Raw genomic sequence first — 26437 nt, forward strand, 5'->3', positions numbered from 1 at the left:
TCACCATCAGCGGTCATAGCAGCGGCAAAGTGCTTTAGTTTGGCAATATCAATGCCAACGTAAATCATAGAACCACGTCCTTTATAATAATTGACAACTGTTTTGATCCACCTAGTCTTATTCTCATAGCCTTGCGGGAGATAAAAGTTTAAAACTTATCCAACTATAAATGATTTAAATAAGACAGTGGCAATACACTCCATCTAATAGTCAAGCTATAGGTAATTATAAAAAGTCCACAGTGTCTAATTTGATTATAGCGGATAATTAAAATAAATAAGGAAGGAGAGTATGATTTTAGTCCTTGACTATATCATACAAGGATAATTATGAGTATAAAGCTTATCAACATTGGTTTTGGCAATATTGTTTCTGCTAACAGGATTATTGCTATAGTCAGCCCTGAATCAGCACCTATAAAAAGAATAATTCAAGAGGCTAGAGACAGGGGAATGCTTATTGATGCAACATATGGCAGAAGAACGAGAGCAGTTGTTGTTACAGATAGTGACCATATAATATTATCTGCTGTCCAGCCTGAGACAGTAGCTCATAGATTAAATAGTAAAGACAGCAATGAAATAGAATAACATTATTTTAATGAAAAGAGGAGAATCATATGGGAAACGGGTTACTTATTGTAATTTCAGGACCATCAGGTGTAGGTAAAGGAACTGTTTGCAGATATTTATTAGATAAAAATAAAGAGATAAGCTTATCTGTATCTTCTACTACAAGAGCACCAAGAATAGGGGAAATAGATAAGGTTAGCTATTTTTTTACAGATAAAGAGCAATTTGAAAAAATGATAAATAATGAGGAGTTTCTAGAATATGCTTATGTTCATGGAAATTATTATGGGACTCCTAAAAAAAATGTTTTAGAAAAAGTTGAAAAGGGGCAAGATGTATTATTAGAGATAGATATACAAGGTGCATTACAGGTAAAAGAATTCTATCCAGATGGTGTGTTTATTTTTATTTTACCCCCAACTATGGAAGAGCTAAAAAAGAGAATTGTAAATAGAGGTACAGAGACAGAAGCGGCGATTGAAGAAAGATTTAAGACTGCTTACAAAGAAATAGAGTATGTATTCAAATATGATTATGCTATTCTAAACGATGAAATAGAATTAGCGGTAAAAAGAATAGAATCTATCATAGAAGCTGAAAAATGTAAAGTTAAAAGGCAGATAGAAATAATAAAAGATATATAGGAGGTTTTTTTTATGCTATATCCTTCAATTAATGACTTACTTAAAGATGTAGATAGTAGATACACTTTGGTACTATTAGTTTCTAAGAGAGCAAGACAAATAGTAGATGGTGCAGAGCCTTTAGTTAATCCAATGTCTAGCAAACCAGTATCTATTGCCTTACAAGAAGTGGCAGAAGGTAAATTTACATATACAAGATCAAATACTAACAAATAAGCTATATAAAGAGGTGTGTAAATTGCTTAGTGGAAAAAACATTGTAATGGGGGTATCCGGTGGAATAGCGGTGTATAAGGCTGTGGATGTAGTTAGTAGACTAAGAAAGCTTTGTGCCAACGTTGATGTGATAATGACTAGATCAGCAACCGAATTTGTGACACCATTAACTTTCCAATCCATATCGCAAAACCCTGTTACTGTAGATATTTTTAAAGAGCCAACACAATGGGAAATTGAACATATTTCTTTAGCAAAGAAAGCCCATGTTTTTTTAGTAGCGCCTGCAACTGCTAATATTATAGGAAAAGTAGCCAATGGCATTGCAGATGATATGTTGTCTACTACAATAATGGCTACAAAAGCAAAGGTTGTATTTGCACCAGCTATGAATACAAATATGTATAATAATATTATATTCAAAGAAAATATGGATAAGTTAAAAAAATATGGTTATGAATTTATTAAGCCTGGGACAGGCAGATTAGCATGTGGTGATTTTGGAGAAGGAAAAATGGCAGAACCAGCAGATATAGTTGATTATATTGTTCAGACACTGACTAATGATGAGCTTAAAGGAAGGAAGATTATTGTTACTGCAGGACCTACTATTGAACCACTTGATCCAGTAAGATATATGACTAATCATTCTAGTGGAAAGATGGGATATGCTATAGCAAAAGAAGCTAAACAAAGAGGAGCAGAAGTAATCTTAATTTCTGGACCAGTTAACCTGGAACCACCTTCAGGTGTGGAGCTAATAAAAGTAAACACTACAGAGGAAATGCATAATGCAGTTGAAAAGCATTTTGAAAGCTGTGATGTGCTTGTAAAGGCCGCAGCACCTTTGGATTATAGACCAGTTACTGTAAGCAAAAATAAAATTAAAAAAGATAAAGCTGAAATTGAGATAAAATTTACTAGAAATCCAGATATTGTTGCTTGCTTTGGTAAAATGAAGAAAAATCAGCTGTTAGTAGGATTTGCTGCAGAAACAGAGAACCTAATAGAAAATGCAAAGAAAAAAATAGTTAATAAGAATCTTGATTTTATTGTTGCAAATAACATACTAGCAGAAAATGCAGGATTCAAATACGATACTAATATTATAACAATTATAGATAGGGATGGAACCACAACAGATTATCCATTAATGAAAAAAGAAGATGCTGCAAGGGTTATAATAGATAAAATATCTGTAATGCTTAATTGTTGAGTGAAACAGAGCTAGATATTAGACATAGTAAATGTGATTTTTTATTATGTAAATATCTAGCTTTTAAATTATATTCTATGCTTAATTGAAAGGTTGATTTTAATGACATGTAAGATATTTGCTGAGGTAGTAGTAGACAACACAAGTTCTAGCACTGATAAGCTATTTACTTATTCTATTCCTTCAAAATATGAAAAAGACGCTAAGATAGGTAGAAAAGTACTAGTTCCATTTGGAAGGGGAAACAAACTGGTTGAAGGTATGATTATCAATTTGATTAATCATACTGATGTAGACTTTGACAGACTTAAACCGATAAAAACCGTATTGCACGATTCAATTTTTCTTTCAGAAAATTTAATAAAATTAAGCTTATGGATAAAAGATATGTATATGGCCCAATATAGTGAGGTTATTAAGACTATGATGCCTTCGGGAACAACAAATAAAGTAATTGAGCTTATAAGCCTTACATGCAAAGAAGAAGATATATACCACAAAGTAAAATCTAAGAATGGAATAAAGATATTAGAATATTTATTTAAATATGGAGAATCAGATTTACAAAAAATCAAGGAAGCAACTGGAATAACTAATATAAATCCAAGCATTAATCTGCTTTTAAAAAATAGTCTAATACAGATAGATAAAAGAATAAGCGCTGAAGTAAATAAAAAATATGAAAAATTTATTTATAAAAAATTTAGTGGCAAGGATAGAGATAATATTCTTGGTAATATTGCCCCAAATGCGACAAAGCAAAAAGAAATTATTAAATACATTCAAGACAAGGAAGTTGTCAGCTTGAAGGAGTTGATGATAGACACTAACTGTAGCCTTAGCTCAGTAAAGTCATTAGAAGAAAAGGGATATTTAAAAATAGAAGAGATTGAGGTCAGGAGAGAAGCCATAACAAAGGAAATTCATCTATACAAAAAACTCGATCTTACAAAGGATCAACAAAAATGTGTTGATGCCATTTATAATGACTATGTTGAAAATGGATTTAATAAGTTTTTGATTCATGGGGTAACAGGTAGTGGTAAGACTGAAATATATCTTCAGTTAATTGAGAAAATACTTGATATGGGTAAGGAAGCCATTGTATTGGTTCCAGAAATATCTTTAACACCTCAGACTGTTGAAAGATTTGCAGGAAGGTTTAAAAATAAAGTTGCCGTATTACACAGCGGGCTATCCTATGGTGAAAGATATGATGAGTGGAGAAAAATAAAAGCTGGAGAGGTACAGATTGCAGTAGGGGCTAGGTCAGCAATTTTTGCTCCTTTTGATAATCTAGGATTAATTATTATAGATGAAGAGCACGAGACAAGTTATAAATCTAGTATTAATCCTAAATATAATGCAATTGAAGTTGGTGAAAAAAGATGTGAAATAGAAAATGCAACTTTAATACTAGGCTCTGCTACTCCATCCATAGAATCCTATTATAAAGCTAAAGAAGGAGAATATAAGCTACTTGAATTACCTAATAGAGTGAATAACAAAAGCTTACCTAAAATTGAAGTTATAGACATGAAAACAGAACTAGATAATGGAAATAAATCAATGTTCAGTAATGAGCTCTATAATGCTATAAGAGATAATCTGAACAACAAGAAACAAACCATTTTATTTTTAAATAGAAGAGGCTTTTCAACTTTTGTTTCTTGTAGAAAATGTGGATTTGTTGTAAAATGTAAAGAATGTGATATTGCTTTAACCTATCATGGAGCTCAAAATATTCTTAAGTGTCACTATTGTGGATATACTTTTAAGCCACCAACAGTATGCCCAAGTTGTCAAAGCAAATATATTAAATATTTCGGTATAGGAACACAAAAGGTAGAAGATGAGGTAAAGAAATTATTTCCACAGGGAAGAATTGTTAGAATGGATATGGACACTACCTCAACTAAAGGAAGCCATGAAAGAATATTTGAGAAAATGAAAAAAGGTAGCATTGATATATTAATAGGTACTCAGATGATATCAAAGGGATTAGATTTCCCAAATGTAACCCTTGTTGGAATAATAGCTGCAGATACTACATTGAATATTCCAGATTTTAAAGCTTCTGAGAGGACATTTCAGTTGCTGACACAAGTTGGAGGTAGAGCTGGTAGAGGTGAATATGAAGGCAGAGTCATACTGCAAACTTATGAGCCTGACCACTATAGCATATTAACAGCCCAATATCATGATTATATTAGTTTCTATGAAAAAGAAATATCAATACGTAAAGCATTTGATTATCCACCATTTACTAACATTGTAAGCATTATCGTTTCAGGTGAAAATGAAAAAGATGTTTTTGAATCATCTAAACAAATTGCTAATAAAATTAAAGAAGATATAATTAAAGAAACTAACGATTTAGATTTAGTCAATAAAATAATTGGCCCTATGGAAGCGCCAATTTACAGAATAAAAGGCAGATTTAGAAGACAGATTATAATAAAAATTAAAGAATCACGCCTTTCTTTGATAATCAAGGTACTAGATAGGGTAAATAAAGAAAGTAGAACAAAAAATTATTTTGAAAATATAAGAATAAGTACAGATATAAATCCAGTTTCAATAATTTAGGAGGTAACAAAATGGCTGTAAGACAATTAAGATATGATGATGATCCTATTTTAAGGAAAAAATCTAGGGAAATAGATGTAATTGATGATAGAATAAGAACCTTAGCTCAAGATATGATAGAGACCATGTATAAGGAAGAAGGAGTAGGATTAGCAGCTCCTCAAGTGGGAATACTAAGAAGGTTGATAGTTATAGATGTAGGAGAAGGACCAATAACTTTAGTTAATCCTGTAATGATAGAAAAGGAAGGAGAAAACATTGACTTGGAAGGTTGTTTAAGCATTCCTGGGAAAAATGGAAAGGTAAACAGACCTAAAAGAGTAAAAGTAGAATATCTGGACATAGATGGGCAGAAGCAAATGATTGAAGGTTTTGATTTGCTAGCTAGGGCATTGTGTCACGAAATTGATCATTTAAATGGTGTCTTGTTTACTGATAAAGTAATAGATACTGAAGAAGAATAGGAGTGTTAATAATGAAGGTTCTTTTTATGGGGACGCCAGACTTTTCAGTTCCGACACTTGAAGCTTTGTATAAGGCTGGACACGAAATTCTACTAGTTGTTTCGCAAGCTGATAAAGCTAAAGGAAGGGGCAAGAAAGTAGCTCATACTCCTGTTAAGGAAAAGGCATTACAATTAGAGTTACCTGTGTTTCAACCGGAGAATGTTAATTCTAAAGAAAGCATAGATACAATAAAAAATACAAATCCTGATGTAATAGTTGTAGTTGCATACGGACAAATATTGAAAGAAGATATACTCAAAATTCCTAAATATGGGTGCATCAATGTTCATGCATCCCTTTTGCCTAAATATAGAGGGGCAGCACCAATTAATTGGGCCATTATAAATGGAGAGAAGCATACAGGAATTACAACTATGATGATGGAAAAAGGTTTGGATTCAGGAGATATGCTCCTTAAGACTGAAACAGAAATAAATGAAGAAGAAACAGCAGGTCAGCTTCATGATAGATTAATGAATATGGGGGCAGAATTGCTAATAGAAACTTTAAAGAAAATAGACAGTGGTGTTTTAGTAAAAACTCCACAGAATCATAATGAAGCCACATATGCTAGCATGATGACAAAAGAGCTTGGGAAAATTAATTGGAATGAGAGTGCAATTAATATTAAAAATCTAGTTAGAGGAACTCAGCCATGGCCTGGTGCGTATGCAATGTATAAGGACATAAACGTAAAGATATTGGAAGTAGATATAGTTGATAAATCTGTAGAAGGAGATAATGGAGAAGTAGTAAAGGTAACTGAAGAAGGAATATTTGTAAATGCTTTAGACAAGTGTGTAGTTTTAAAGCAAATTCAATTCCCGGGCAAAAGGAGTATGACAATCTCAGAATTTTTAAGAGGAAATCAATTTGAAACTGGGGTTTTATTAAAATAGATAATAAAGCAATATTGTTTAAGACTGATTAGTATTGAGTACTTAGACTTTCTAATACTGTTTATATATGGAACAGTTACGTAATTACTCAGTTGCTTAGATTGATGGAAATGCAAAGAAGGGATTAAGGGGTCATGTACCCCTTGTTTTTTTAAAATAACAAGAGGTGAAACAATGAAAAGAAGTCCTAGGGAAATCGTGTTAAACATACTAAATGAGATAAATGAGAAGGAAGCATATTCTAATATATCTATAAGCAGGAATATAAGTAATGATATAAATTACTTAGATGAAGCATTTATCAGAGAGACAGTATATGGAACCATAGAAAATAAATTATATATTGACTGGATTATCAATAAGTACTCAAAAGTAAAAAACAATAAGATTGCACCAATAATTAAAGACATACTTAGGTTAGGAATTTATCAGATAGTTTTCATGGATAGAATCCCTGATAGTGCTGCTGTAAATGAGTCTGTAAAACTAGCAAAAAAATATGGACATAAAGGTTCTATTGGTTTTGTTAATGCAATTTTAAGAAATATTTCTAAGAATAAAAATAATATTATTTTACCTGAAAAAGATATAGAACCTATAGAATATATATCTGTTAAATATTCTCACCCTCAATGGATGGTGAAAAAATGGTTAGAAGATTATGGAATGGATTTTACCGAAAGCTTATGCATTGCCAATAATGAAAGACCAATGCTAAATATAAGAGTTAATACACTAAAAATTTCTAATAAAGAACTAATGGATAAATTAATAAATAAAGGTTTCAATGTTAGCGAAGGAAAATATGCAAAGGATTGTATAATAATTGACAATCCAATTAGGATAACTGAAACAGAAGAATTTAAAAGTGGTCTGTTTCAAATACAAGATGAAAGTTCTATGTTAGTGGCTCAAATATTAAGCCCTAAACCTGGAGACCTTGTTTTAGATGTATGTAGTGCTCCTGGTGGCAAAACTACTCATATGGCTCAAATAATGGAGAATAAAGGATTGATAATATCCAGGGATGTTCATGAGCACAAATTAGGATTAATAAAAGAAAATGTTGAGCGATTGGATATTCGCATTGCTCAAATAGAGAAATTTGATGCACTTCAAATAGATGAAAGTTTGATTGGTAAGGTAGATTGCTGCCTTGTAGATGCTCCATGTTCAGGATTAGGATTGATCAGGAGAAAACCAGATATAAAATGGCATAAGTATGAGGTAGATTTATCTCAAATAAGTAAACTACAATATGATATATTAACAAATAGCAGTAAATATTTGAAAAAAGGTGGAACCTTGGTTTATAGTACTTGTACAATACAAAGAGAAGAGAATATATATTTAATAGAGAAATTTCTTGAAAATAATAAAGGCTTTAAGCTTAGTAACTTTGAAAATCTAGTAAACGATGAAGTGTTAAAAAAAGAGGCACAAAAAGGATATATTGAGCTTTATCCTAATGTACACAAGACTGATGGATTTTTTATTTCAAGAATGATTAAAATATAGACTATAGTTAAACTGAGCTTTAGTATGATATAATATATATTGTTTAATAAAATTTCCGAGGGGGGATTTTTTGAAAACTATTGACTTAAAATCACTTCAATTGGAGGATTTAATAGATGTTTTTTTAGAATTAGGTGAGAAAAAATATAGAGCTCTTCAGACCTTTAGATGGATACATCAAAAAATGGTTCCCTCAATAGATGATATTACAGAACTACCCAAAATTCTAAGAGACAAGCTAAATGAAAACTATTTATTTAGCACCCTAAAAGTAGCTAAAAGACTTGATTCAAAATATGATGAAACCAGCAAATATTTGTTTATATTAGAGGATAATAATATTATAGAGAGTGTGATGATGAAACATAAACATGGAATCACAGTTTGTTTATCTACTCAAGTGGGCTGTAGAATGGGATGCGAGTTTTGTGCATCTACTAAGAATGGGTTAGTTAGAAATCTTCTACCAGGAGAGATACTAGAGCAATTTTACTTGATACAGAAAGACCAAGGTAAGAATATATCTAATATAGTGCTCATGGGAAGTGGAGAGCCATTAGATAATTATGAAAACACAATAAAATTTTTGAGAATTATTCATAGTAAAGAAGGACAGAACTTAGGACATAGACATATTACTATATCTACCTGCGGTATAGTTCCTAAAATTTATGATTTAGCCGAAGAAGAAATGCCTATTAATTTGTCTATTTCTCTTCATTCACCTTTTGATGAGGAACGAAAGAAAATAATGCCTATTGCTAATAGATATAGTATTGATAAGATAATAGAAGCTTGTAATTATTATATTGAAAAAACTAATAGAAGAATAACCTTTGAATATACTTTAATTAGGGACGTAAATGACAAACTATCTGATGCATTGGAGATAGTAAGGCTCCTTAATGGAATGCTATGTCATGTAAATCTAATACCACTAAATATTATTAAAGAATTTGAACATGAAAAATCTAATAATAAAGCAATAAATAATTTTAAAGAAATATTAGTTAAAGGCGGCATAAGTACTACTATAAGAAAGGAAATGGGAGCAGATGTAAATGCTGCCTGTGGACAACTAAGAAGGGATTATATTAATAGGGAAACTATTAATTAATGATATATTTTGCTTAGCCACATTATTTCACAAAGTGGGGTGCTAAAATGTTTATTTGTGTATGCTCTGATATAGGAGAAGTTAGGAGTATTAATCAGGACTCATACTATTATTCAAAAGATGACAGATTACCTATATTTGCGGTAGCAGATGGTATGGGTGGTCACAATGCAGGTGAAATAGCTAGTACGCTAGCTATTGAAATTATTGAAGAGAATTATAACAGAGAAAAAGAAAATATCATTAATAGCAATCTTGACATTCCTAAGTTTATTAATTCAACCTTAGCTGAAGCAAATAACAGAATATTAAAAGAAGCTAGAGAAAATGAAAATTATAATGGCATGGGAACTACTGTGACTACTGGTATTATCTATAAAAATGAAATTTTCATAGGGCATGTAGGGGATAGCAGGGCATATTTATTAAGAAAAGATGAGTTACATCAGCTAACACAAGACCATTCTTTAGTAGCTGAGCTGGTTAGAAATGGAAGTATTAGTCTTGAAGAAGCTGTTAACCATCCACAAAAGAATATTATTACTAGAGCTTTAGGAACTGACGAAGAAGTGAAAGTAGATATATTTAGTAGAAATATAGAAAAAGATGATATAATATTGCTATGTACTGATGGCTTAACTAATTTGGTTAGTGATGACAGAATAAAAGAAGAAATAATCAATTGTGATGATTTAAGAAAAGTATGTGGCTTACTTACTGATGTAGCAAATAAGCTTGGCGGTTTTGATAATACAACTGTAATGATTGTTAAGATAAGTTGAAAGAAGGTGAAAATATGATTGGAAAAATATTGGGAAATAGATATGAGATTGTTGAAAAAATTGGTGGTGGAGGGATGGCTTTAGTATATAAAGCCAGATGCAGACTTCTGAATAGATTTGTAGCCATTAAAATATTAAGATCTGAGTTCATTAATGATGAAGAATTTATTAATAAATTTAGAAGAGAATCTCAAGCTGCTGCAAGCTTATCTCATCCAAATATTGTTAGCATTTATGATGTGGGCGTTGAAGATAATGTTTACTACATTGTAATGGAGTATGTCAATGGGAAAACCTTAAAACAATATATTAGAGAACAAGGGAAATTAAGCATAGAAGAGTCTTTAGATATTGCTATAAAAATTGCAGAAGCTTTAAGTCATGCTCATGAAAACCACATTGTTCATAGAGATATTAAGCCTCATAACATCTTAGTGACTGAGGATGGCAGAGTGAAGGTTACAGACTTTGGCATTGCTAGAGCTGCTACAGCATCTACTGTTACCAACACTAGTAATGTAATTGGCTCAGTTCATTATTTTTCTCCTGAGCAGGCTAGGGGAGGATATACTGATGAAAAATCAGATATTTATTCTTTAGGAGTAGTAATGTATGAAATGGTTACAGGTAGAGTCCCTTTCCAGGGCGATAGTCCTATTTCCGTGGCTTTAAAGCATATTCAAGAAGATATAGAACCGCCGTCATATTTTGATAGCTCCATATCAAAGAGCATAGAGAGCATAATAATGAAATGTGTGCAAAAGGACCAAAGCTTAAGATATGGCAATATAGAATTATTGTTAAGTGATCTAAAGAAGGTAAGAGATAGAGAAGAAATAGATATTGAGGACAATACAATATTCTATGATTCTCCTACAAGGATTATCCCAAGAATAGATGACGACCTAATCAACTCTACAGTGAAAGAATATGATGATGTTAAAAAGAAAAACAAGAAAAAAGTAGAGGATAATGAATATGAGCCTGAGAAAAAAGGAACTTCCAAAATAGTTACAATTACTGCAATTTTGCTAGCTTTTATATTAACTCTTGGTTTTGCTGGAGGTTTTTTCTGGATTAGAGGTCAAATACAAGGAAAGGAAGTAACTGTTCCTAGTGTTGTTGGATTACATCGCGATGTAGCTGAACAACAACTTTTAGAAAAAGGGTTAGGGTTTAAGGTTAAAAATGAAGTTTTTAGTTCCAACTTTAAAGCAGGCCATATAGTGGAGCAGAGCATAGATGCAGGAAATACTGTAAAATCTGGTTTTCCAATTGAAGTTACTATAAGCAAGGGGGAACAAGAGGTAGATGTACCTGATGTAGTTAATAAGCATATTGATGATGCTGAGGCTATTTTAGATAATCATGAATTAAAAAGTAGTGTTAAATATATTCCTAGTGATATACCTAAAGATTATGTTATAAGCCAAACACCAGATGGAGCTAGTAGGGTTCCTGCTTGGTCAATAGTAAGTCTAGTTGTAAGCCAAGGCCCTGAAATTAAATATGTTGTTATGCCTAATGTTATTGGAGATAATGTGGAAGATGCTAAAAAAGAGTTAACAGACTTAGGGCTTTTAGTAGAAATAAAAGAAGAAGAAAATGAAAATGTTGACAAGGGCATCGTAATATGGCAAAGCTTTACTGCAAATTCAGAAGTAGAGGAAAATACTACTGTAAATTTAACAGTAAGTAAAGGAATTGAAGCAGACAACAATTCTAATACAGGTGAAGGAACAGGAACTGTAGAAGAAGATGTGGTGTATAATAATTTAACTATTATTTTGGCAAAGGATAAAAGTGAGGTCGAAGTTAAAATATATAGAATACAAGATAATGAAAGAGAATTAGTATATAATCAAACTCATAATACAAACGAAGAATCAATTTCAGTTCCAGTTGAAGGCAAGAAAAGTGCTAAATATGAGGTGTATTTCGACGGTGAATTTAAGGGAGAAATTTAATAGTAACTATAGGAGGACTGATTAATGCTAGAAGGAATAATAATCAAAGGAATAGGTGGCTTTTATTATGTTAAAGTTGGAGATAGGATTTACGAGTGCAGAGCTAGAGGTCTTTTTAGGAAAAACAAAATAATACCTCTAGTAGGAGATAGGGTCCTGATTAAAATTAACAAAGAAGATAACACCGGATATGTAGAGGAAATTTATGATAGAACTACAGAACTAATCAGACCGCCAGTAGCAAACGTAAATCAAGCTGTTATAGTTTTTGCTGTAAAAAAACCAGATCCTAATCTTTGGTTGTTAGACAGATTTTTGCTTCTTGCATCATACCAAGGCCTAGATGCGATTATTTGTATAAACAAATCAGATTTAGATGTAGATGGGGAAATTGACAATATTTATGACATCTATAAAAAGGCAGGGTATCAAATTATTAAAACTAGTTGTACTAATAGAATAGGCATTGATGAATTAAAAAGACAATTGAAAGACAAAATAACAGTATTTGCAGGACCTTCTGGAGTGGGAAAATCAACGTTGCTCAACAATATACAATCAAATTTAAAGCTACAGACTGGTGAAATTAGTCAAAAAACAAGTAGAGGAAAACATACAACCAGGCATGTAGAGCTTATAGAACTTGATTCAGGAGGTTGGGTTGTAGACACACCAGGGTTCAGTACTTTAGATATTGACTTTATAAAAGAGGACGAGCTAATAAAATATTTTATTGAAGTATATGATAGAAGTTCCTTATGTAGATTTTCAGGCTGTAGTCACAATAAAGAGCCTGGATGTGAAGTGAAGAAAGCAGTAGAAGAAAGAGAAATAAGTCAATCAAGATATGATAATTATCTTAGTATGCTACAAGAAGTAAAAGACATTAGGAGGTATTAGCATGATAAAGATAGCACCTTCTGTTTTATCAGCAGATTTTAGCAGGTTAGAAGAGCAAATTAAGCTAGTTGAAGAAGGCGGAGCTGATTATATTCACCTAGATGTTATGGATGGGCATTTTGTACCCAACATTACCTTTGGAGCACCAGTTATTAAAATGCTTAGAAAGGTAACTCAAATACCCTTTGACGTACATTTAATGATAGAAAATCCAGACAGATATATTAAAGATTTTGTAGATGCAGGTGCAGATATAATTACTGTTCATGAAGAAGCAAGTATACATCTTCATAGAACAATACAATATATAAAAAGCTTTGGAGTTAAAGCTGGAGTTGCTCTTAACCCATCTACTTCTATAGAAAACATTAAATATGTTATCGATGAAGTTGATATGGTACTAATTATGACCGTAAATCCTGGCTTTGGTGGACAATATTTTATTGAACAGATGAAAGAGAAAATAATAGATTTAAAAAGGTTAATAGACAGCAAAAACTTGAATATAGATATTCAAGTGGATGGAGGAATCAAGCTAGATAACATTAAAGAGATAGCCTCATATGGGGCGAATATATTCGTGGCAGGCTCTGCTATATTCAATAGTTCGGATATAACTAATGTCACAAGAATGTTTAAAAATTTATAACTTTACAATTATTCATCTATTTGTTATACTAAATGTTGATAAAAAAAATTTCACTAGGGGAGCATAAGTGCTGAGAGGAAGCCATTTAGGTTTCGACCCTATAACCTGATCTAGTTAATACTAGCGTAGGGAAGTGTTTATATTTTGTTTTTCATTTTTAAAAAAATCATGAAAAATTATAGACACTAATCCCTCCCCAGGAAAACATTTAAAACTTAAGGGAGGTTTTTTTATGGTAAAAAACAAAGCAGCAAGATTTTTAGCAGAAAGCGGTATTATGATAGCATTAGCTACTGTACTAAGCATGATTCCATTGTACAAAATGCCGTTTGGAGGCTCAGTAACAGCAGGTAGCATGATTCCAATTATACTTATTGGAATAAGGTGGGGTACATTGCCTGGATTATTAGCAGGAACAGTGTATGGATTGATACAAGCAGTTTTAGAGCCCTATATTGTTCATCCTCTTCAATTTCTTTTAGATTACCCGATAGCTTTTGGCTTATTAGGTCTATCTGGTATGTATAGAAGCATAAAAAGCATTAAGCCAGAAAGCAAAACCATGGAATATGTTGGAGCAGTAATTGGAGTTTTTATAGCTATATTTGGAAGATTTATAAGCCATGTTTTATCAGGAGTAGTGTATTTCTCAGAGAATGCAAAGGATCTTGATTCATGGTCATACTCTCTAAAATATAATGGAGGCTATTTAGGCGTAGAATTGATTGTTTCTATAATAATTATTATGTTGATTTGGAAGCCTATTAGAAGAGAAATTAAATAAGGTGAGTGATTTTATGAAGGCATTAGTAGTATCTAATGGCAATATTACAGATATTGATATAGAAGCCTATTTCAAAGATGCTGATATTGTTATATGTGCTGATGGTGGTGCTAGACACTTATTTAATAAAAACCTAATCCCTAACGTGATAGTAGGTGATTTAGATTCCTTAGATTATACTATTTTGAAAAAATTTGAGGATCTGGGGGTAAGGTTTCAAAAATATCAAGCATCAAAGGACAAATCTGACACAGAATTAGCAATAGAATTTGCCATTTCTGAAGGAGCAATTGATATAATATTATGTGGTGCTACAGGCACTAGATTAGACCATACTATTGCCAACATTATGATGCTATATAAGCTGCTAGTTAATCAAAAGGTCAATATATCTATTGTAGATAGCCATAATGAAATATTTATAACAAAAAAACAGTTAAGACTAAAGGAGAAAAAGGGATGCTTTATATCTATTATACCTTTAGTTGATTCTAAGGTCACTCTTAAGGGTTTTAAGTATGAAACAAATAATAGGAGATTTACTCTAGGCTCTACATTAGGCATAAGTAATGTGATAAAGGATAATGAAGGAATAGTTATTATAGAAGAAGGAGCATGCTTAGTTATTAGATCAAGGGATTAACACACATTTAAATCGGCTAATAGCCGATTTTTTGTAACTTTTTATTCTATGCTGAATAAAATATAATATAGTAGCCTTATGAGGGGTGTCTCTATGGGAAGGTATAGAAGATGGAATTGTAGACGTCATATTATTAATGGGAGTATAAAAAAGATATTAGGCATAGTACTAGCAGTATTAGGTGTTATTATTATAATACAAATAATACCTTTAAAAGCATGGATTTTTGCCATAGGAATACTGTTAATTTGCCTAGGCTGGAGTTTGTTTAGAATTTTTTAGACTTTATGCTAAGTACTTAAAAAGATTACAAAAAATCAGATAGGCTTCCATTCCACAGGAAGCCTTTAATTATAATGCTCTTTCAACATTACCTGATCTGATACATCTTGTACATACATAAATTCTTTTTGGAGCACCGTTAACGATTGCTCTTATTCTACGTACATTTGGAGCCCAAGTTCTATTACTTTTCTTATTTGAGAAAGTCACTAAATGGCCTGACATTTTTCCCTTTCCACATACTTCACAGAATCTTGCCATATTAAAACACCTCCTTAAAATCTAGGTTGACGATAATTAATATTTTATAAATACATTTTCAAAATCAACACATCCTATTGTATCATACACTAGATATTCTTTGCAATATGAAAGATAATATTATACTAAATTTTAATTATATATTCTAAAGTTGAAGATAATATAAATATAATGTAGAATATAGTTATAAAAATCCTTTAGGTATTTTTTATAACTAATAGGAAAGTTCTAATTCAGTATCTTTTATATATAAAAGAACTTGACTGCAATGAGTTTTAAGCAGATTGCAAAATCCTTGATTTCGTACAAGTAACTTATGTAGTGACTCAAGAAAAGCTTCCCTAATTTTAATGAGATCATAGAAGCTTTTCTCATATTTTAAAAGGAGGACTGTAAATGGCAGGTAAATTGACTAATAAATATGGTTCAATAAGTATTGATGAAAGTGTAATAGAAACCATCGCTGGATTAGCAGCTATTGAAAGCTATGGTCTAGTTGGCATGTCAAATAGAAATGCTACTGATGGATTAGTTGAACTACTAAAAAAAGATCATGTTAAAAAGGGTGTAAAAGTTTTTACAGATGATGACAGAATAATTGTAGACTTATATATAGTTGTGCAGTTTGGAACAAAAATTTCTGTTGTGGCAGATAATGTAATTGAAAAAGTAAAATATAATATTGAAAGTATGACTGGATTAAAAGTAGAAAAAGTGAACATAAATATACAGGGAGTAAGAGTACAAAAGTAGGCTAAGGAGGTGCTTATATTGAAAATCGAATATGTAGATGGGAACATTCTAAAAAAATCATTTATTGGAGCTGCAAATTGTCTTGAAAAAAATAAAGAAATAGTTAATGCACTGAATGTATTTCCTGTTCCTGATGGCGATACTGGAACTAACATGTCATTGACTATGCAGTCTGCTATTAAACAAATAAGGACATTAGAAACTGATAATATAGATAAAATAGTATCTGCTGCTTCTAATGGCTCTTTAATGGGAGCTAGAGGTAATTCTGGTGTTATATTATCTCAGCTATTCAGAGGTTTTGCAAAAGAACTCGCAGGAGCAGAAAAAATAAATACTAGTATATTGGCAAATGCTTTTAAAGCTGGATCAGATACTGCTTATAAGGCAGTTATGAAGCCTATTGAAGGTACTATCTTAACAGTTGCTAGAGAATGTGCTGAAATGGCTATTAATATATCAAAAAAGGAAACCGATATTGTTGAATTTATGAGATTAGTTATAAAGCATGGAGAAGAAACTTTATCTAAAACACCTGATATGTTACCTGTATTAAAGCAAGCTGGGGTAGTTGATGCAGGTGGAAAAGGACTTATTATGATACTTACAGGAGCTTTAGAAGCTTTAACAGGAAAAGAAGAGACTATAATTGAAGAAACTATAGCAAGAGATGATTCTTTGCATACATATACAGAAACAGATGAAGATATTAAATATGGCTATTGTACTGAATTCATAATTAATAATTCATCCTTGGAAAGTGAACTCTTTAGAGATGAAATTATAGGATATGGAGACTCTATGCTTGTAGTGGGTGGAGAAAACATTATAAAAGTACATATTCATACTAATGATCCTGGAGAAGTATTGCAGAAAGCTTTGCAATATGGAGAGCTAATAGATATTAAAATAGATAATATGAGATATCAGCATAGGAACAATGACTTTAATGATGCAGCCACATCTAATAAGGAAGAAGTAATAATGGAAAATAAAAAATATAGCTTTATTACAGTATCCATGGGTGAAGGGCTTGCTAATGTATTTAAAGATTTGAATGTTGATTATGTAATAGCTGGTGGTCAAACAATGAATCCAAGTACAGAAGACATCCTAAATGCTGTTGATAATGTTAAAGGAGAAAATATTATTATTTTGCCTAATAATAGCAACATTATATTAGCTGCTACACAGGCTAAGGAGTTAAGCTCTAAAAGAGTAGAGGTGCTACCAACAAAAACTATTCCACAAGGAATAGCTGCTGTAGTTGCTTTTGACGAAGAGCTTAACATAGAAGAAAATATGGAAAATATGAAAGACGCAATTGAAGTTGTAAAGACTGGTCAAGTAACTTTTTCAGTTAGAGATACAGTTATTGACGAAAAAGAGATTAAAAAAGACGATATAATGGGAATATATGATGGAGATATTAAGATAATAGGAAATGATATACAAGATGTAGCTTTTGAACTAGTAAAAACTATGGTAGCTGATGAAAATGGCTTAGTAACCATTTTTTATGGTGATGAAATGACTGAAGATGATGCTATAGAGTTGGCAAATAAAATAGAAGAGGAATTAGAAGATTTTGACATTGAAATAATTAATGGAGGACAACCTCTTTATTATTATTTAATTTCAGTTGAATAATCTAATTATATATTAATATAAATCACAAGAATTCAATGGAATAAACTTTGGATTCTTGTTTATTTTTTGTATAATATATATAGTTAATTGTAGAGGTGAAAACTTTGGATATACTAGAAAAATCAGTTCAATACATTAAGGGTGTAGGGCCTAAGAAAACAAAAAATTTACACAAAATAGGTATTAAAACAATTGGAGATTTGCTTTTTCATTTTCCAAGAAGTTATGAAGACAGAAGAGAAATAAAAAAGATCTCAACCCTTCAAAATGGAGAAAAAGCAAATTTAAAAGTTGTTATTTGTAGCAATGCAAAAGTACATAGACCAAGAAGAAACATGTCAGTAATAAAAATATTAGCAAGAGATGAAACTGGAATCATTCATTTATCTTGGTTTAACCAAAATTATATAGTAAATCAAATTATGATGGGAGATATAGTCTATATAAGTGGTAAAGTAAAAAAAACAGGAGCTAATATTGAAATGCAAAATCCAGTATATGAAAAGATTGAGGAAAACGGAAAAAAAACTGGGCGAATTGTGCCGATATATCAATTAACTGACGGATTAACTAATAATGAATTGACAAAAATAATTGAAAATGTCATATCAACTTATTACATGGAGTTCATAGATGCAATTCCTCCTAAAATTATTCATGAGCTAAAATTAATCTCATTTCGTGAAGCAATAAAAAATATTCATTTTCCTAAAGACAGAAGTTCTTATGTAAAGAGTAAAGAACGTTTAGTTTTTGAAGAACTATTTCTATTGCAATTAGGGCTATTTATTCTTAAAGGAAAAGTTACATCTAATCATAGAGGGATTATATTTTCTAAGGATGATGGTATTGATGAAATAATTAAGTCACTTCCTTACGAATTAACTAATGCACAAAAAAGAGTTTTTATGGAAATATCTAAAGATATGGAGTCATCAAAACAAATGAATCGTCTTGTACAAGGTGATGTAGGCTCGGGTAAGACTATTATTGCAGTTCTTGCTATGATGAAGGCATATAAGTCAGGATACCAATCTGCAATGATGGCACCTACTGAAATACTTGCAACGCAACATTATGAAAGTATAAAAGGCATATTAAGCAAGTATGATGTTAAATGTGAATTGTTAGTAAGTAATGTTAACTCAAAAAAGAAAAGTGAAATATTAGGAAAAATTGAAAAAGGAGAAGTAGATATTATAGTAGGTACTCATGCTTTAATACAAGAAAGAGTTAAATTTTATAATTTAGGATTAACAATAACTGATGAACAGCATAGATTTGGAGTTAGACAAAGAGCAACCCTATCTATGAAAGGGAACAACCCAGATATACTTGTCATGACTGCTACACCTATACCTAGAACCTTAGCCCTAATATTATATGGTGATTTAGAAGTATCAATAATTGATGAACTTCCAGCGGGAAGAAAGAAGATAAAGACTTATGCTATTACTAGTGAAATGAAAGAAAGAGCATATGGATTCATTAAGGAGCAAATACATAAAGGCAGGCAAGCCTATATAGTATGTCCATTAATTGAAGAGTCTGATAGTATTGATGCTCAATCGGCAATTCTATTATATGGAATGCTAAAGGAAAAATATTTTAAAGAATTTAGACTAGGGCTATTACATGGGCAAATGAAAAGTACAGAGAAGGATTATGTAATGAACCAATTTAAAAATGGTGAGATAGACATACTAGTTTCAACTACTGTTATTGAAGTAGGAGTGAATGTTCCAAATGCTAATATTATGATGATAGAGAATTCTGAAAGGTTTGGGTTAGCTCAATTGCACCAGCTAAGAGGAAGAGTTGGAAGAGGAGCATATCAATCTTATTGCATTTTAGTTAATGAAAGCAAAAGTAAATCTTCTAAAGAGAGAATGAGTATAATGGAGAAAACAAATGATGGCTTCATAATCTCTGAAAAGGATTTAGAAGCTAGAGGACCAGGTCATTTTTTTGGAACAAAGCAGCATGGGATACCGGAGTTGAAAATAGCTAATCTGTTTACAGATGTAAACACTTTAACAATTGCACAGAAAATAGCTATTCAAGTTTTAGAGGAAGATCCTAAATTAGCCTTAGACCATAATAAGATGATTAAAATGAAAATCATGAATTTATTTAATCGAGAATATGAACTAATTTCATTTAATTGAGATAATAAAAAATTACAGGTATTTAGGATTTTAGTAGCAATTTCTGAGTATTTTTGCAAAAAATAATAATATTTTGTTTTGGACCTAAGAATTTTATGATAAAATAATATCTAATACTAAGGAGGAATTCTGTTGCGTGTAATAACAGGAAAGTTAAAAGGAAGTAAACTAATCTCTCCTAAAGGATTACATACAAGACCAACATCTGATAAAGTTAAAGAAGCTATATTTAACATCCTAGGAAACATATCTGAAGGCAGTCAGGTGCTTGATTTATATGCTGGTTCTGGAAATGTAGGCATAGAATTCTTGAGTAGAGGGGCTAGTAAATGCTATTTTATTGATTGTGATACAAATAGTATTAAATCAATTAAGGAAAATTTAAGTAGGACAAAACTTGCTGAACAGGCCTATGTATACAAGAACATCGCTGATAAGGCCATTAGCATGCTAGGTTCAAGAGGCATTTTATTTGATTATATATTCTTAGATCCGCCTTATGAAAAAAATCTTATAGTGCCTACACTTGAAAAAATAAGTATTTGTAATATACTAAATGAAAATGGAATCATCATAACTGAGCATGAAAGTAAAATTGTATTACCAGAGTATATAAATTATTTATTTAAGAAAGACTTCAGAAAATATGGAGGAACTACAATATCTTTTTACATCAATGGGAGGTTGAACAATGAAAGCAGTATATCCAGGGACATTTGATCCAGTAACTAATGGACATCTAGATATAATAAAAAGAAGTTCAAAAAAATTCGACAAAATTACAGTTCTGGTCTTAAATAACCCATCTAAAAATCATATGTTTACTGTAGAAGAGAGAATAAAATTACTTAAAGAAATCACTAAAAATTTCGAAAATGTGGAGGTTGATTCGTTTACGGGATTACTAGTAGATTATATGAAACAAAATGAATCTAAATTGATTATAAGAGGCTTAAGAGCAGTGTCAGATTTTGAATATGAGATGCAAATGGCATTAATGAACAACAGCCTTTATGATGAAGCAGAAACATTTTTTTTAATTGCAAGAGATAAATATTCTTATTTAAGCTCTAGCATTGTAAAAGAGGTTGCAAGCTTTAATGGTGATATTTCTGGATTAGTACCTAATATAGTAGAGTTAGCAATTAAGTCTAAACTAAGGGGGGAGTAAGATATGGATGTTTTAAAACTATTAGATGAAATAGAAGACATTATAGAAGGTAGTTCAACAATACCTTTTGCTGGCAAAGTATTAGTAGATAAGAACGAAGTATTAGATGTAATAAGGGAAATAAGAATAAAGTTGCCTGATGAAATTAAACAAGCTGAATGGATAAAAGAAGAAAGACAAAGGATTCTAGCAGAAGCACAAAATGAAGCAGACACAATAATTGATGAAGTTAAATTACATATCGAAGAAATGGTTGAGCAAGATGAAATTACAAAACAGGCCCATGAAAGATCAGAGGAGATAATAACAAAAGCTCAAAACAATGCTAAAGAAATAAGAATTGGCGCAAGAGAGTATGCTGACGGACTATTAAAAGAAGTAGAGAATAATCTTAAAAGTATTATTGACACATTAGAGAGAAACAGACAAGAACTAAATGGTTTTAAATAATTAACAAAGACTCCTGTGGTTTTGAAGGGGTCTTTTCATTTGTCATTTAAAATAGTTTTTATATTATATAGGGCTCCAATGAAAAGAGCAGTTACTGTTGTGACCACTATCATAACTAGTTCTATACCCAAGGAAAATTTAAAGGTATTTAACCAGTTATCAACAAAGCTGTTTTGTAGGCTGTAATTCTCAGTAATAAAAGAAACAACTATACTCTTAAAAAATAATTTGTATAGTATGTAGCTATAAATAAAAGATATGAATGCATGAAGACCTTTAGCAAGCAAGTAAAGTTTTGGATTAATGTCTGTTGTACCAATAGCACTAATAGCTTGGCTATGGATAGATAGACCGCTCCAGCCTATTAGGAAACTTACTGCACATAGCTGAGAAATAAAACTAGAGCCATTAGCCTTAGAAATTAGCTTGCAGCCATTAGTAACTTCTAAAAGCCCACTAATAAAGCCCTTGATTAGCTCTATATCTATATCAACAGGAAATATTACCATAAAAAGGGATGAAAAAAAATTAATAAATTTAGTTACCATTAGAATTTCAATTATAACAGAGTATATTATTATAAATCCTCCAATCATAAACATTGATTCAAATGAAGACCTTATAGAATCGCTCATTAACATACTTATATTTCTTCCATCTTTTTTTCTTGCTTGGACTAAACTATAAAGTGCTTTTCGAAAATAATTAATTCTTCCCTTGCTATACCCATTATTTAAGTTTTCTATTTTACCATAATTCTTAAAAAGAAATCCAACTGTGATAGCACCTAAATAATGTGATGATGCAAGTAGGGTTCCAATAGCTGGATTTCTAAACATTCCTATAGAAACAGCTCCAATCATAAACAATGGACCAGAAGTACTACAAAAAGAAACAAGTCTTTGTGCTTCAATTTTATCTATTATATTTTCATTCCTTAGCTTAGAAACTAATGTAACACCTACTGGATATCCAGATGATATACTCATAACAAATGGAAAAGATCCTTTACCAGATACACCAAACAAAGGATACATTATTGGCTCTAAGAGGACACCAAAAAAATTCACAACACCAAGTCCTATTAATACTTCTGCACCAATAAAAAAAGGCATTAAAGAAGGCAAAATGATATTTGACCATGTTCTAAAGCCATTTAATGCAGCGTTTATGGTGTTATTAGGATAAATTATTAAACAAGATACCAAGAATAAGACTAGTATGACTAATAAATAGGTTTTTATATTTTTAAATCTATTTACTATCTTCTTATTTATAATACTAATAAAAAATATTAAAATACATATAGAAAAAAATAGAATAATATAATTGGACATATTAAACCTCCTGCTTTATATCTTATATATTATATTGAGAACATCTTTATAATATGATAATAAACAGGAGGAAATGGGTAGGTACAATTAAAGTATTAAATAATGAAATTAATATAAGGTGAAGTTAGATAATCTAGGTTCATTTTAATTTTACCCTTGTCTAGACCTAAAAAATATAGATCTGTAGCTTTTTTATCTAATAATATCATTTGATTTAAAACCCTATTACCAAATTCCTTGTAATCAGCAAACTTAGTTATAATAGGTAGTGAGCATTTTAGTTTTGCTTGTTTAAGTATATCAAATCCTTTAGTATTTAAACCTAAAACTCTTATATATTGAGGTCCATGAAAATGAAGATGATTAAATTCATCTTGGTTAATCTCAATTAGAAGGTGAATAAGTATTCTTTTTAGTCTAGTTAAAGTAAACCTTTTAGTGCTTATACAGTTTAGGATGTCATTTATATTACTATAATTAGTAGAACAGTCTATAATTCTATTATGAAGCCCTTCTGTAACACCAATAATGCTCTTAAGTTTTTCAGGAGTACTATTTCTTAGTATGTATAAAAGAATATTTGAAAAATTTTCGATTCTGTTAAAATCCTTATTTTCTTCTAAAAAATTTTGTAGACTTATATATGTAGGAGCTGGAACAGTATCTATTATGTTTTTTGCCATATGATTATTCAGTAATTGTTCACGAATAGCAGTTGCACTAGAAAATCTGCCAGTAAGGTTCTTATCATGATAATTAGAATTCTTTCTCTTAATTGTATATGGCTTAATATTACTAGAAATCTTCTTTAATGCTTTTAAATATTCTATAGAAAGGATATTATTTGGATTAGAAATAACATCACTAATCTTAGAGCTATAATGAGGAGCACAATCTTTTAAATAATTAACTAAAGCATGTTCTCTAGCTTTGGGGAAAGAATTTCCTTGTGCAAGAGAATCTTTTAAGTATTCTATAAATGCTTCCGATTCACTATTAAATATCTCTGCTATATATTCTAATAGATGGATATCTCCAAGTTCACTTCCAAAACTAACACTATCAACAATACCTAAACTATCTAATATTCTAACAGCACCATAAGCAAAAAATTCTGCACTTTGACATGCGTATATAAATGGTAATTCTATTACTAAATCAACGCCATTATCTACGGCCATTTTAGCTCTAGTCCATTTATCTACTAAAGCAGGCTCACCTCTTTGCAAAAAATTACCGCTCATTACTGCTATAGAATAATCTGAACATGTAATTTCCTTAGATTTATTCAAGTGATATAAATGTCCATTATGAAAAGGATTATATTCTGTAATCAGTCCAACAATTTTCATAACAACCTCCAAAAAATGAAAAATAAGTATTTATTTCATATACTTTTCTTTATTATATCATTTTTTAAAAGATTAAAAATTATTAATATAGGAAATAATCTATAATACAGTTGATTTTTTTGCTTGACTATAATAATATGGGATTGTTAATATATATACTTGTAGGAGGGATAGACATGAAAATTTTAGTTATTAATTGTGGGAGCTCTTCATTAAAATATCAATTAATAGATATGACTAATGAAAATGTTCTAGCTAAAGGTTTAGCAGAAAGAATAGGCATTGAAGGCTCTAGAATTAAACACAAACCAACAGGAAAAGAAGAAGTAGTAATTGAAAAACCAATGGACAACCATAAAGTAGTGCTTGAAATAGTTTTAAATGCACTAGTAGACTCTAATTATGGTATCATAAAGTCAATGGATGAAATTGGTGCAGTAGGTCATAGAGTAGTTCATGGAGGCGAAAAGTTTTCAGAATCTGTTATTATTGATGACAATGTAATGCAAGCTATAAAGGATTGTATAGACTTAGCTCCATTACATAACCCACCAAACATTGTAGGAATAGAAGCATGTAAAGAGCTTATGCCAAATACTCCTATGGTTGCAGTTTTTGATACTGCTTTCCATCAAACAATGGAGGCTGATAATTATATATATCCAATACCTTACGAATTTTATGAAAAATATAAGATTAGAAGATATGGATTCCATGGAACTTCTCATAAATATGTTTCATTAAGAGCTGCTGAAATATTAGGAAAAGACATTAAAGACTTAAATATTGTTACATGTCACTTAGGAAATGGCTCTAGCGTATGTGCAGTACAAGGCGGAAAATCTATGGATACGAGCATGGGCTTTACACCTTTAGAAGGTTTAGCAATGGGTACTAGGTCCGGAGATATTGACCCAGCTATAATTCCATTCATTATGGACAAAGAAGGGATGACCTTTGATGAAGTAAATGATATGCTAAACAAAAAATCTGGTGTATTAGGTATCTCAGGAATTAGTAGTGACTTTAGAGACTTAGAAATAGCAATGGAAGAAGGCAATGAAAGAGCAAAACTTGCCTTAGATGTATTTGTTAATAGGGTTAAAAAATATGTTGGTGCCTATGTAGCTACTATGTGTAGAATAGATGCACTAGTATTTACAGCAGGAATAGGCGAAAATTCAAGCTATATCAGAGAGAAAGTTTGCGAAGGACTTGAATGCCTAGGTATTAAAATTGAACCTGAATTAAACAACATAAGAGGAAAGGAAGCTTTTCTTAACAAAGATTTAACTGCTGTTAATATACTTGTTATTCCTACAAACGAAGAATTAATGATTGCAAGAGATACTAAAGCTTTAATATAATATAACAAGGCAGGTTAATCCTGCCTTTATCTTCTATCATATGGTAATATAACAATTGTTCTTGACAAACATTCTATAACTTATATATAATAAAATTTGGCAATGTTTAAGAGGTGAAGGCGATGAAGATAGACCTGTCAAGACTCCTTGATAGAGCAGTTTACAAAATAGACTTTGAACAAGATGTTGAATTAACTAAAATATCAACAAACCTTCGTGAATTAGAGTTGGTAGACTTAGTTAATATAAAGGGAAGTGTTTATAGTACAGAGGAAAGTTTGTATCTTAGTGCAATGGTTTCTTATGAATACTATGAAAACTGCGCAAGATGCCTTGAAAAGTTTGTTAATAGAGTAGAGACTGTTCTATCAGGAAGACTTATGGAGAACTCTAAATCACATGATGAAATTGATGATGATGAACTCATAATTTATTATGAAAATAATGAATTAGATTTAAAAGAGCAAATATTAACCTCTATAATATTGTCTTTACCTATGAAGTCAGTTTGTAACGACAATTGTAGGGGATTGTGTCTAGTCTGTGGAAGAGATTTGAATAAAGGAAATTGTGATTGTAATATTCAAGAAATTGATCCTCGTCTAGCTAAATTAAAGGATTTATTTGACTGATTTAAGGAGGTG

At 30.9% G+C, this 26437-nt stretch carries 27 protein-coding genes and 1 riboswitch; of the genes, 24 read left to right on the forward strand and 3 right to left on the reverse strand.

Annotated features, from left to right (window positions below; translation table 11 throughout):
• The first annotated feature begins 329 nt into the window (after positions 1-329).
• The 16 genes from remA (at position 330) to BLV37_RS07395 (ending at position 15284) form a co-directional block, all read left to right on the forward strand.
• A complete protein-coding gene (gene remA, locus BLV37_RS07320) occupies positions 330-590 on the forward strand; it encodes an extracellular matrix/biofilm regulator RemA (RefSeq protein ID WP_091729401.1) in 261 nt (86 codons plus the stop codon).
• 29 nt (positions 591-619) lie between these two features.
• Positions 620-1216, forward strand: coding sequence for a guanylate kinase (gene gmk / locus BLV37_RS07325; protein ID WP_091729404.1), 597 nt, complete (start codon positions 620-622; stop codon positions 1214-1216).
• Between the two features lie 12 nt (positions 1217-1228).
• Positions 1229-1432, forward strand: coding sequence for a DNA-directed RNA polymerase subunit omega (rpoZ, locus tag BLV37_RS07330; RefSeq protein WP_091729407.1), 204 nt, complete (start codon positions 1229-1231; stop codon positions 1430-1432).
• A gap of 22 nt (positions 1433-1454) precedes the next feature.
• Positions 1455-2648: a bifunctional phosphopantothenoylcysteine decarboxylase/phosphopantothenate--cysteine ligase CoaBC gene (gene coaBC, locus BLV37_RS07335; protein ID WP_091729410.1), complete on the forward strand. Its 1194-nt coding sequence runs from the start codon at positions 1455-1457 to the stop codon at positions 2646-2648.
• A gap of 102 nt (positions 2649-2750) precedes the next feature.
• On the forward strand, positions 2751-5237 hold the full coding sequence (gene priA / locus BLV37_RS07340; protein WP_091729412.1) for a primosomal protein N': 2487 nt from the start codon (positions 2751-2753) through the stop codon (positions 5235-5237).
• An 11-nt stretch (positions 5238-5248) separates the two neighbouring features.
• Complete coding sequence (gene def, locus BLV37_RS07345; protein WP_091729415.1) at positions 5249-5701, forward strand: peptide deformylase; 453 nt, start codon at positions 5249-5251, stop codon at positions 5699-5701.
• An 8-nt stretch (positions 5702-5709) separates the two neighbouring features.
• Positions 5710-6642, forward strand: coding sequence for a methionyl-tRNA formyltransferase (gene fmt, locus BLV37_RS07350; RefSeq protein ID WP_208975227.1), 933 nt, complete (start codon positions 5710-5712; stop codon positions 6640-6642).
• 174 nt (positions 6643-6816) lie between these two features.
• Positions 6817-8160, forward strand: a complete 1344-nt coding sequence (rsmB, locus tag BLV37_RS07355) for a 16S rRNA (cytosine(967)-C(5))-methyltransferase RsmB (protein ID WP_091729420.1) — start codon at positions 6817-6819, stop codon at positions 8158-8160.
• Between the two features lie 70 nt (positions 8161-8230).
• Positions 8231-9277, forward strand: coding sequence for a dual-specificity RNA methyltransferase RlmN (gene rlmN / locus BLV37_RS07360; RefSeq protein ID WP_091729423.1), 1047 nt, complete (start codon positions 8231-8233; stop codon positions 9275-9277).
• A 47-nt stretch (positions 9278-9324) separates the two neighbouring features.
• The gene (locus tag BLV37_RS07365) at positions 9325-10059 is read left to right on the forward strand and encodes a Stp1/IreP family PP2C-type Ser/Thr phosphatase (RefSeq protein ID WP_091729425.1); all 735 of its coding nucleotides are present in this window, start codon (positions 9325-9327) and stop codon (positions 10057-10059) included.
• 14 nt (positions 10060-10073) lie between these two features.
• Positions 10074-12026 carry a Stk1 family PASTA domain-containing Ser/Thr kinase gene (gene pknB, locus BLV37_RS07370; protein ID WP_091729428.1) on the forward strand — a complete coding sequence of 651 codons (1953 nt, stop codon included), beginning with the start codon at positions 10074-10076 and terminating at the stop codon, positions 12024-12026.
• 24 nt (positions 12027-12050) lie between these two features.
• Positions 12051-12926 carry a ribosome small subunit-dependent GTPase A gene (rsgA, locus tag BLV37_RS07375; protein ID WP_091729430.1) on the forward strand — a complete coding sequence of 292 codons (876 nt, stop codon included), beginning with the start codon at positions 12051-12053 and terminating at the stop codon, positions 12924-12926.
• A gap of 1 nt (position 12927) precedes the next feature.
• A complete protein-coding gene (gene rpe, locus BLV37_RS07380) occupies positions 12928-13575 on the forward strand; it encodes a ribulose-phosphate 3-epimerase (RefSeq protein WP_091729433.1) in 648 nt (215 codons plus the stop codon).
• A 45-nt stretch (positions 13576-13620) separates the two neighbouring features.
• Positions 13621-13724, forward strand: a riboswitch (TPP riboswitch).
• A gap of 83 nt (positions 13725-13807) precedes the next feature.
• On the forward strand, positions 13808-14359 hold the full coding sequence (gene thiT, locus BLV37_RS07385) for an energy-coupled thiamine transporter ThiT (RefSeq protein ID WP_091729436.1): 552 nt from the start codon (positions 13808-13810) through the stop codon (positions 14357-14359).
• Positions 14360-14372: 13 nt separating this feature from the next.
• Positions 14373-15002, forward strand: a complete 630-nt coding sequence (locus tag BLV37_RS07390; RefSeq protein ID WP_091729439.1) for a thiamine diphosphokinase — start codon at positions 14373-14375, stop codon at positions 15000-15002.
• A 93-nt stretch (positions 15003-15095) separates the two neighbouring features.
• The gene (locus BLV37_RS07395; protein ID WP_091729442.1) at positions 15096-15284 is read left to right on the forward strand and encodes an exopolysaccharide biosynthesis protein; all 189 of its coding nucleotides are present in this window, start codon (positions 15096-15098) and stop codon (positions 15282-15284) included.
• A 69-nt stretch (positions 15285-15353) separates the two neighbouring features.
• On the opposite strand, the gene rpmB is transcribed toward BLV37_RS07395, so the two are convergent.
• Complete coding sequence (gene rpmB, locus BLV37_RS07400; protein ID WP_091729444.1) at positions 15354-15545, reverse strand: 50S ribosomal protein L28; 192 nt, start codon at positions 15543-15545, stop codon at positions 15354-15356.
• Between the two features lie 396 nt (positions 15546-15941).
• Between rpmB and BLV37_RS07405 the strand changes: the two genes are divergently transcribed.
• The 6 genes from BLV37_RS07405 (at position 15942) to BLV37_RS07430 (ending at position 21737) form a co-directional block, all read left to right on the forward strand.
• Complete coding sequence (locus tag BLV37_RS07405; protein WP_091729447.1) at positions 15942-16298, forward strand: Asp23/Gls24 family envelope stress response protein; 357 nt, start codon at positions 15942-15944, stop codon at positions 16296-16298.
• An 18-nt stretch (positions 16299-16316) separates the two neighbouring features.
• Positions 16317-17948: a DAK2 domain-containing protein gene (locus tag BLV37_RS07410; RefSeq protein WP_091729450.1), complete on the forward strand. Its 1632-nt coding sequence runs from the start codon at positions 16317-16319 to the stop codon at positions 17946-17948.
• 95 nt (positions 17949-18043) lie between these two features.
• Positions 18044-20116 (forward strand): ATP-dependent DNA helicase RecG, encoded by a 2073-nt coding sequence (gene recG, locus BLV37_RS07415; protein WP_342026598.1) that lies wholly within the window; start codon positions 18044-18046, stop codon positions 20114-20116.
• Positions 20117-20248: 132 nt separating this feature from the next.
• A complete protein-coding gene (gene rsmD, locus BLV37_RS07420) occupies positions 20249-20836 on the forward strand; it encodes a 16S rRNA (guanine(966)-N(2))-methyltransferase RsmD (protein ID WP_091729455.1) in 588 nt (195 codons plus the stop codon).
• Complete coding sequence (gene coaD, locus BLV37_RS07425) at positions 20808-21287, forward strand: pantetheine-phosphate adenylyltransferase (protein WP_091729457.1); 480 nt, start codon at positions 20808-20810, stop codon at positions 21285-21287. Before rsmD ends, coaD begins: the two co-directional genes overlap by 29 nt.
• 3 nt (positions 21288-21290) lie before the next feature.
• Positions 21291-21737: an ATPase gene (locus BLV37_RS07430; RefSeq protein WP_091729460.1), complete on the forward strand. Its 447-nt coding sequence runs from the start codon at positions 21291-21293 to the stop codon at positions 21735-21737.
• Positions 21738-21772: 35 nt separating this feature from the next.
• Here BLV37_RS07430 and ylbJ read toward each other — a convergent pair whose 3' ends face one another.
• Both ylbJ and BLV37_RS07440 read right to left on the reverse strand, forming a co-directional pair.
• Positions 21773-23074: a sporulation integral membrane protein YlbJ gene (gene ylbJ / locus BLV37_RS07435; RefSeq protein WP_091729463.1), complete on the reverse strand. Its 1302-nt coding sequence runs from the start codon at positions 23072-23074 to the stop codon at positions 21773-21775.
• A 95-nt stretch (positions 23075-23169) separates the two neighbouring features.
• On the reverse strand, positions 23170-24426 hold the full coding sequence (locus BLV37_RS07440) for a nucleotidyltransferase (RefSeq protein WP_091729468.1): 1257 nt from the start codon (positions 24424-24426) through the stop codon (positions 23170-23172).
• Between the two features lie 176 nt (positions 24427-24602).
• Here BLV37_RS07440 and BLV37_RS07445 point away from each other — a divergent pair, with 176 nt between their 5' ends.
• Together BLV37_RS07445 and BLV37_RS07450 are read left to right on the forward strand one after the other, a co-directional pair.
• A complete protein-coding gene (locus tag BLV37_RS07445) occupies positions 24603-25793 on the forward strand; it encodes an acetate/propionate family kinase (protein WP_091729471.1) in 1191 nt (396 codons plus the stop codon).
• Positions 25794-25915: 122 nt separating this feature from the next.
• Positions 25916-26425 carry a YceD family protein gene (locus BLV37_RS07450; protein ID WP_091729473.1) on the forward strand — a complete coding sequence of 170 codons (510 nt, stop codon included), beginning with the start codon at positions 25916-25918 and terminating at the stop codon, positions 26423-26425.
• Positions 26426-26437: the final 12 nt, after the last annotated feature.

The organism is Proteiniborus ethanoligenes (genome assembly GCF_900107485.1).
In the GTDB taxonomy this organism is placed as follows: domain Bacteria; phylum Bacillota; class Clostridia; order Tissierellales; family Proteiniboraceae; genus Proteiniborus; species Proteiniborus ethanoligenes.

Bases quoted from the DNA above. Each gene is read 5' to 3' on its own strand.
- def (WP_091729415.1), top strand. From the start codon at position 5,249: ATGGCTGTAAGACAATTAAGATATGATGATGATCCTATTTTAAGGAAA.
- coaD (WP_091729457.1), top strand. From the start codon at position 20,808: ATGAAAGCAGTATATCCAGGGACATTTGATCCAGTAACTAATGGACAT.
- remA (WP_091729401.1), top strand. From the start codon at position 330: ATGAGTATAAAGCTTATCAACATTGGTTTTGGCAATATTGTTTCTGCT.
- rsgA (WP_091729430.1), top strand. From the start codon at position 12,051: ATGCTAGAAGGAATAATAATCAAAGGAATAGGTGGCTTTTATTATGTT.
- ylbJ (WP_091729463.1), bottom strand. From the start codon at position 23,074: ATGTCCAATTATATTATTCTATTTTTTTCTATATGTATTTTAATATTT.
- BLV37_RS07440 (WP_091729468.1), bottom strand. From the start codon at position 24,426: ATGAAAATTGTTGGACTGATTACAGAATATAATCCTTTTCATAATGGA.
- priA (WP_091729412.1), top strand. From the start codon at position 2,751: ATGACATGTAAGATATTTGCTGAGGTAGTAGTAGACAACACAAGTTCT.
- BLV37_RS07395 (WP_091729442.1), top strand. From the start codon at position 15,096: ATGGGAAGGTATAGAAGATGGAATTGTAGACGTCATATTATTAATGGG.
- gmk (WP_091729404.1), top strand. From the start codon at position 620: ATGGGAAACGGGTTACTTATTGTAATTTCAGGACCATCAGGTGTAGGT.
- pknB (WP_091729428.1), top strand. From the start codon at position 10,074: ATGATTGGAAAAATATTGGGAAATAGATATGAGATTGTTGAAAAAATT.
- BLV37_RS07430 (WP_091729460.1), top strand. From the start codon at position 21,291: ATGGATGTTTTAAAACTATTAGATGAAATAGAAGACATTATAGAAGGT.
- BLV37_RS07450 (WP_091729473.1), top strand. From the start codon at position 25,916: ATGAAGATAGACCTGTCAAGACTCCTTGATAGAGCAGTTTACAAAATA.
- BLV37_RS07405 (WP_091729447.1), top strand. From the start codon at position 15,942: ATGGCAGGTAAATTGACTAATAAATATGGTTCAATAAGTATTGATGAA.
- BLV37_RS07390 (WP_091729439.1), top strand. From the start codon at position 14,373: ATGAAGGCATTAGTAGTATCTAATGGCAATATTACAGATATTGATATA.
- rpmB (WP_091729444.1), bottom strand. From the start codon at position 15,545: ATGGCAAGATTCTGTGAAGTATGTGGAAAGGGAAAAATGTCAGGCCAT.
- rsmB (WP_091729420.1), top strand. From the start codon at position 6,817: ATGAAAAGAAGTCCTAGGGAAATCGTGTTAAACATACTAAATGAGATA.
- rpoZ (WP_091729407.1), top strand. From the start codon at position 1,229: ATGCTATATCCTTCAATTAATGACTTACTTAAAGATGTAGATAGTAGA.
- thiT (WP_091729436.1), top strand. From the start codon at position 13,808: ATGGTAAAAAACAAAGCAGCAAGATTTTTAGCAGAAAGCGGTATTATG.
- BLV37_RS07445 (WP_091729471.1), top strand. From the start codon at position 24,603: ATGAAAATTTTAGTTATTAATTGTGGGAGCTCTTCATTAAAATATCAA.
- rpe (WP_091729433.1), top strand. From the start codon at position 12,928: ATGATAAAGATAGCACCTTCTGTTTTATCAGCAGATTTTAGCAGGTTA.
- BLV37_RS07365 (WP_091729425.1), top strand. From the start codon at position 9,325: ATGTTTATTTGTGTATGCTCTGATATAGGAGAAGTTAGGAGTATTAAT.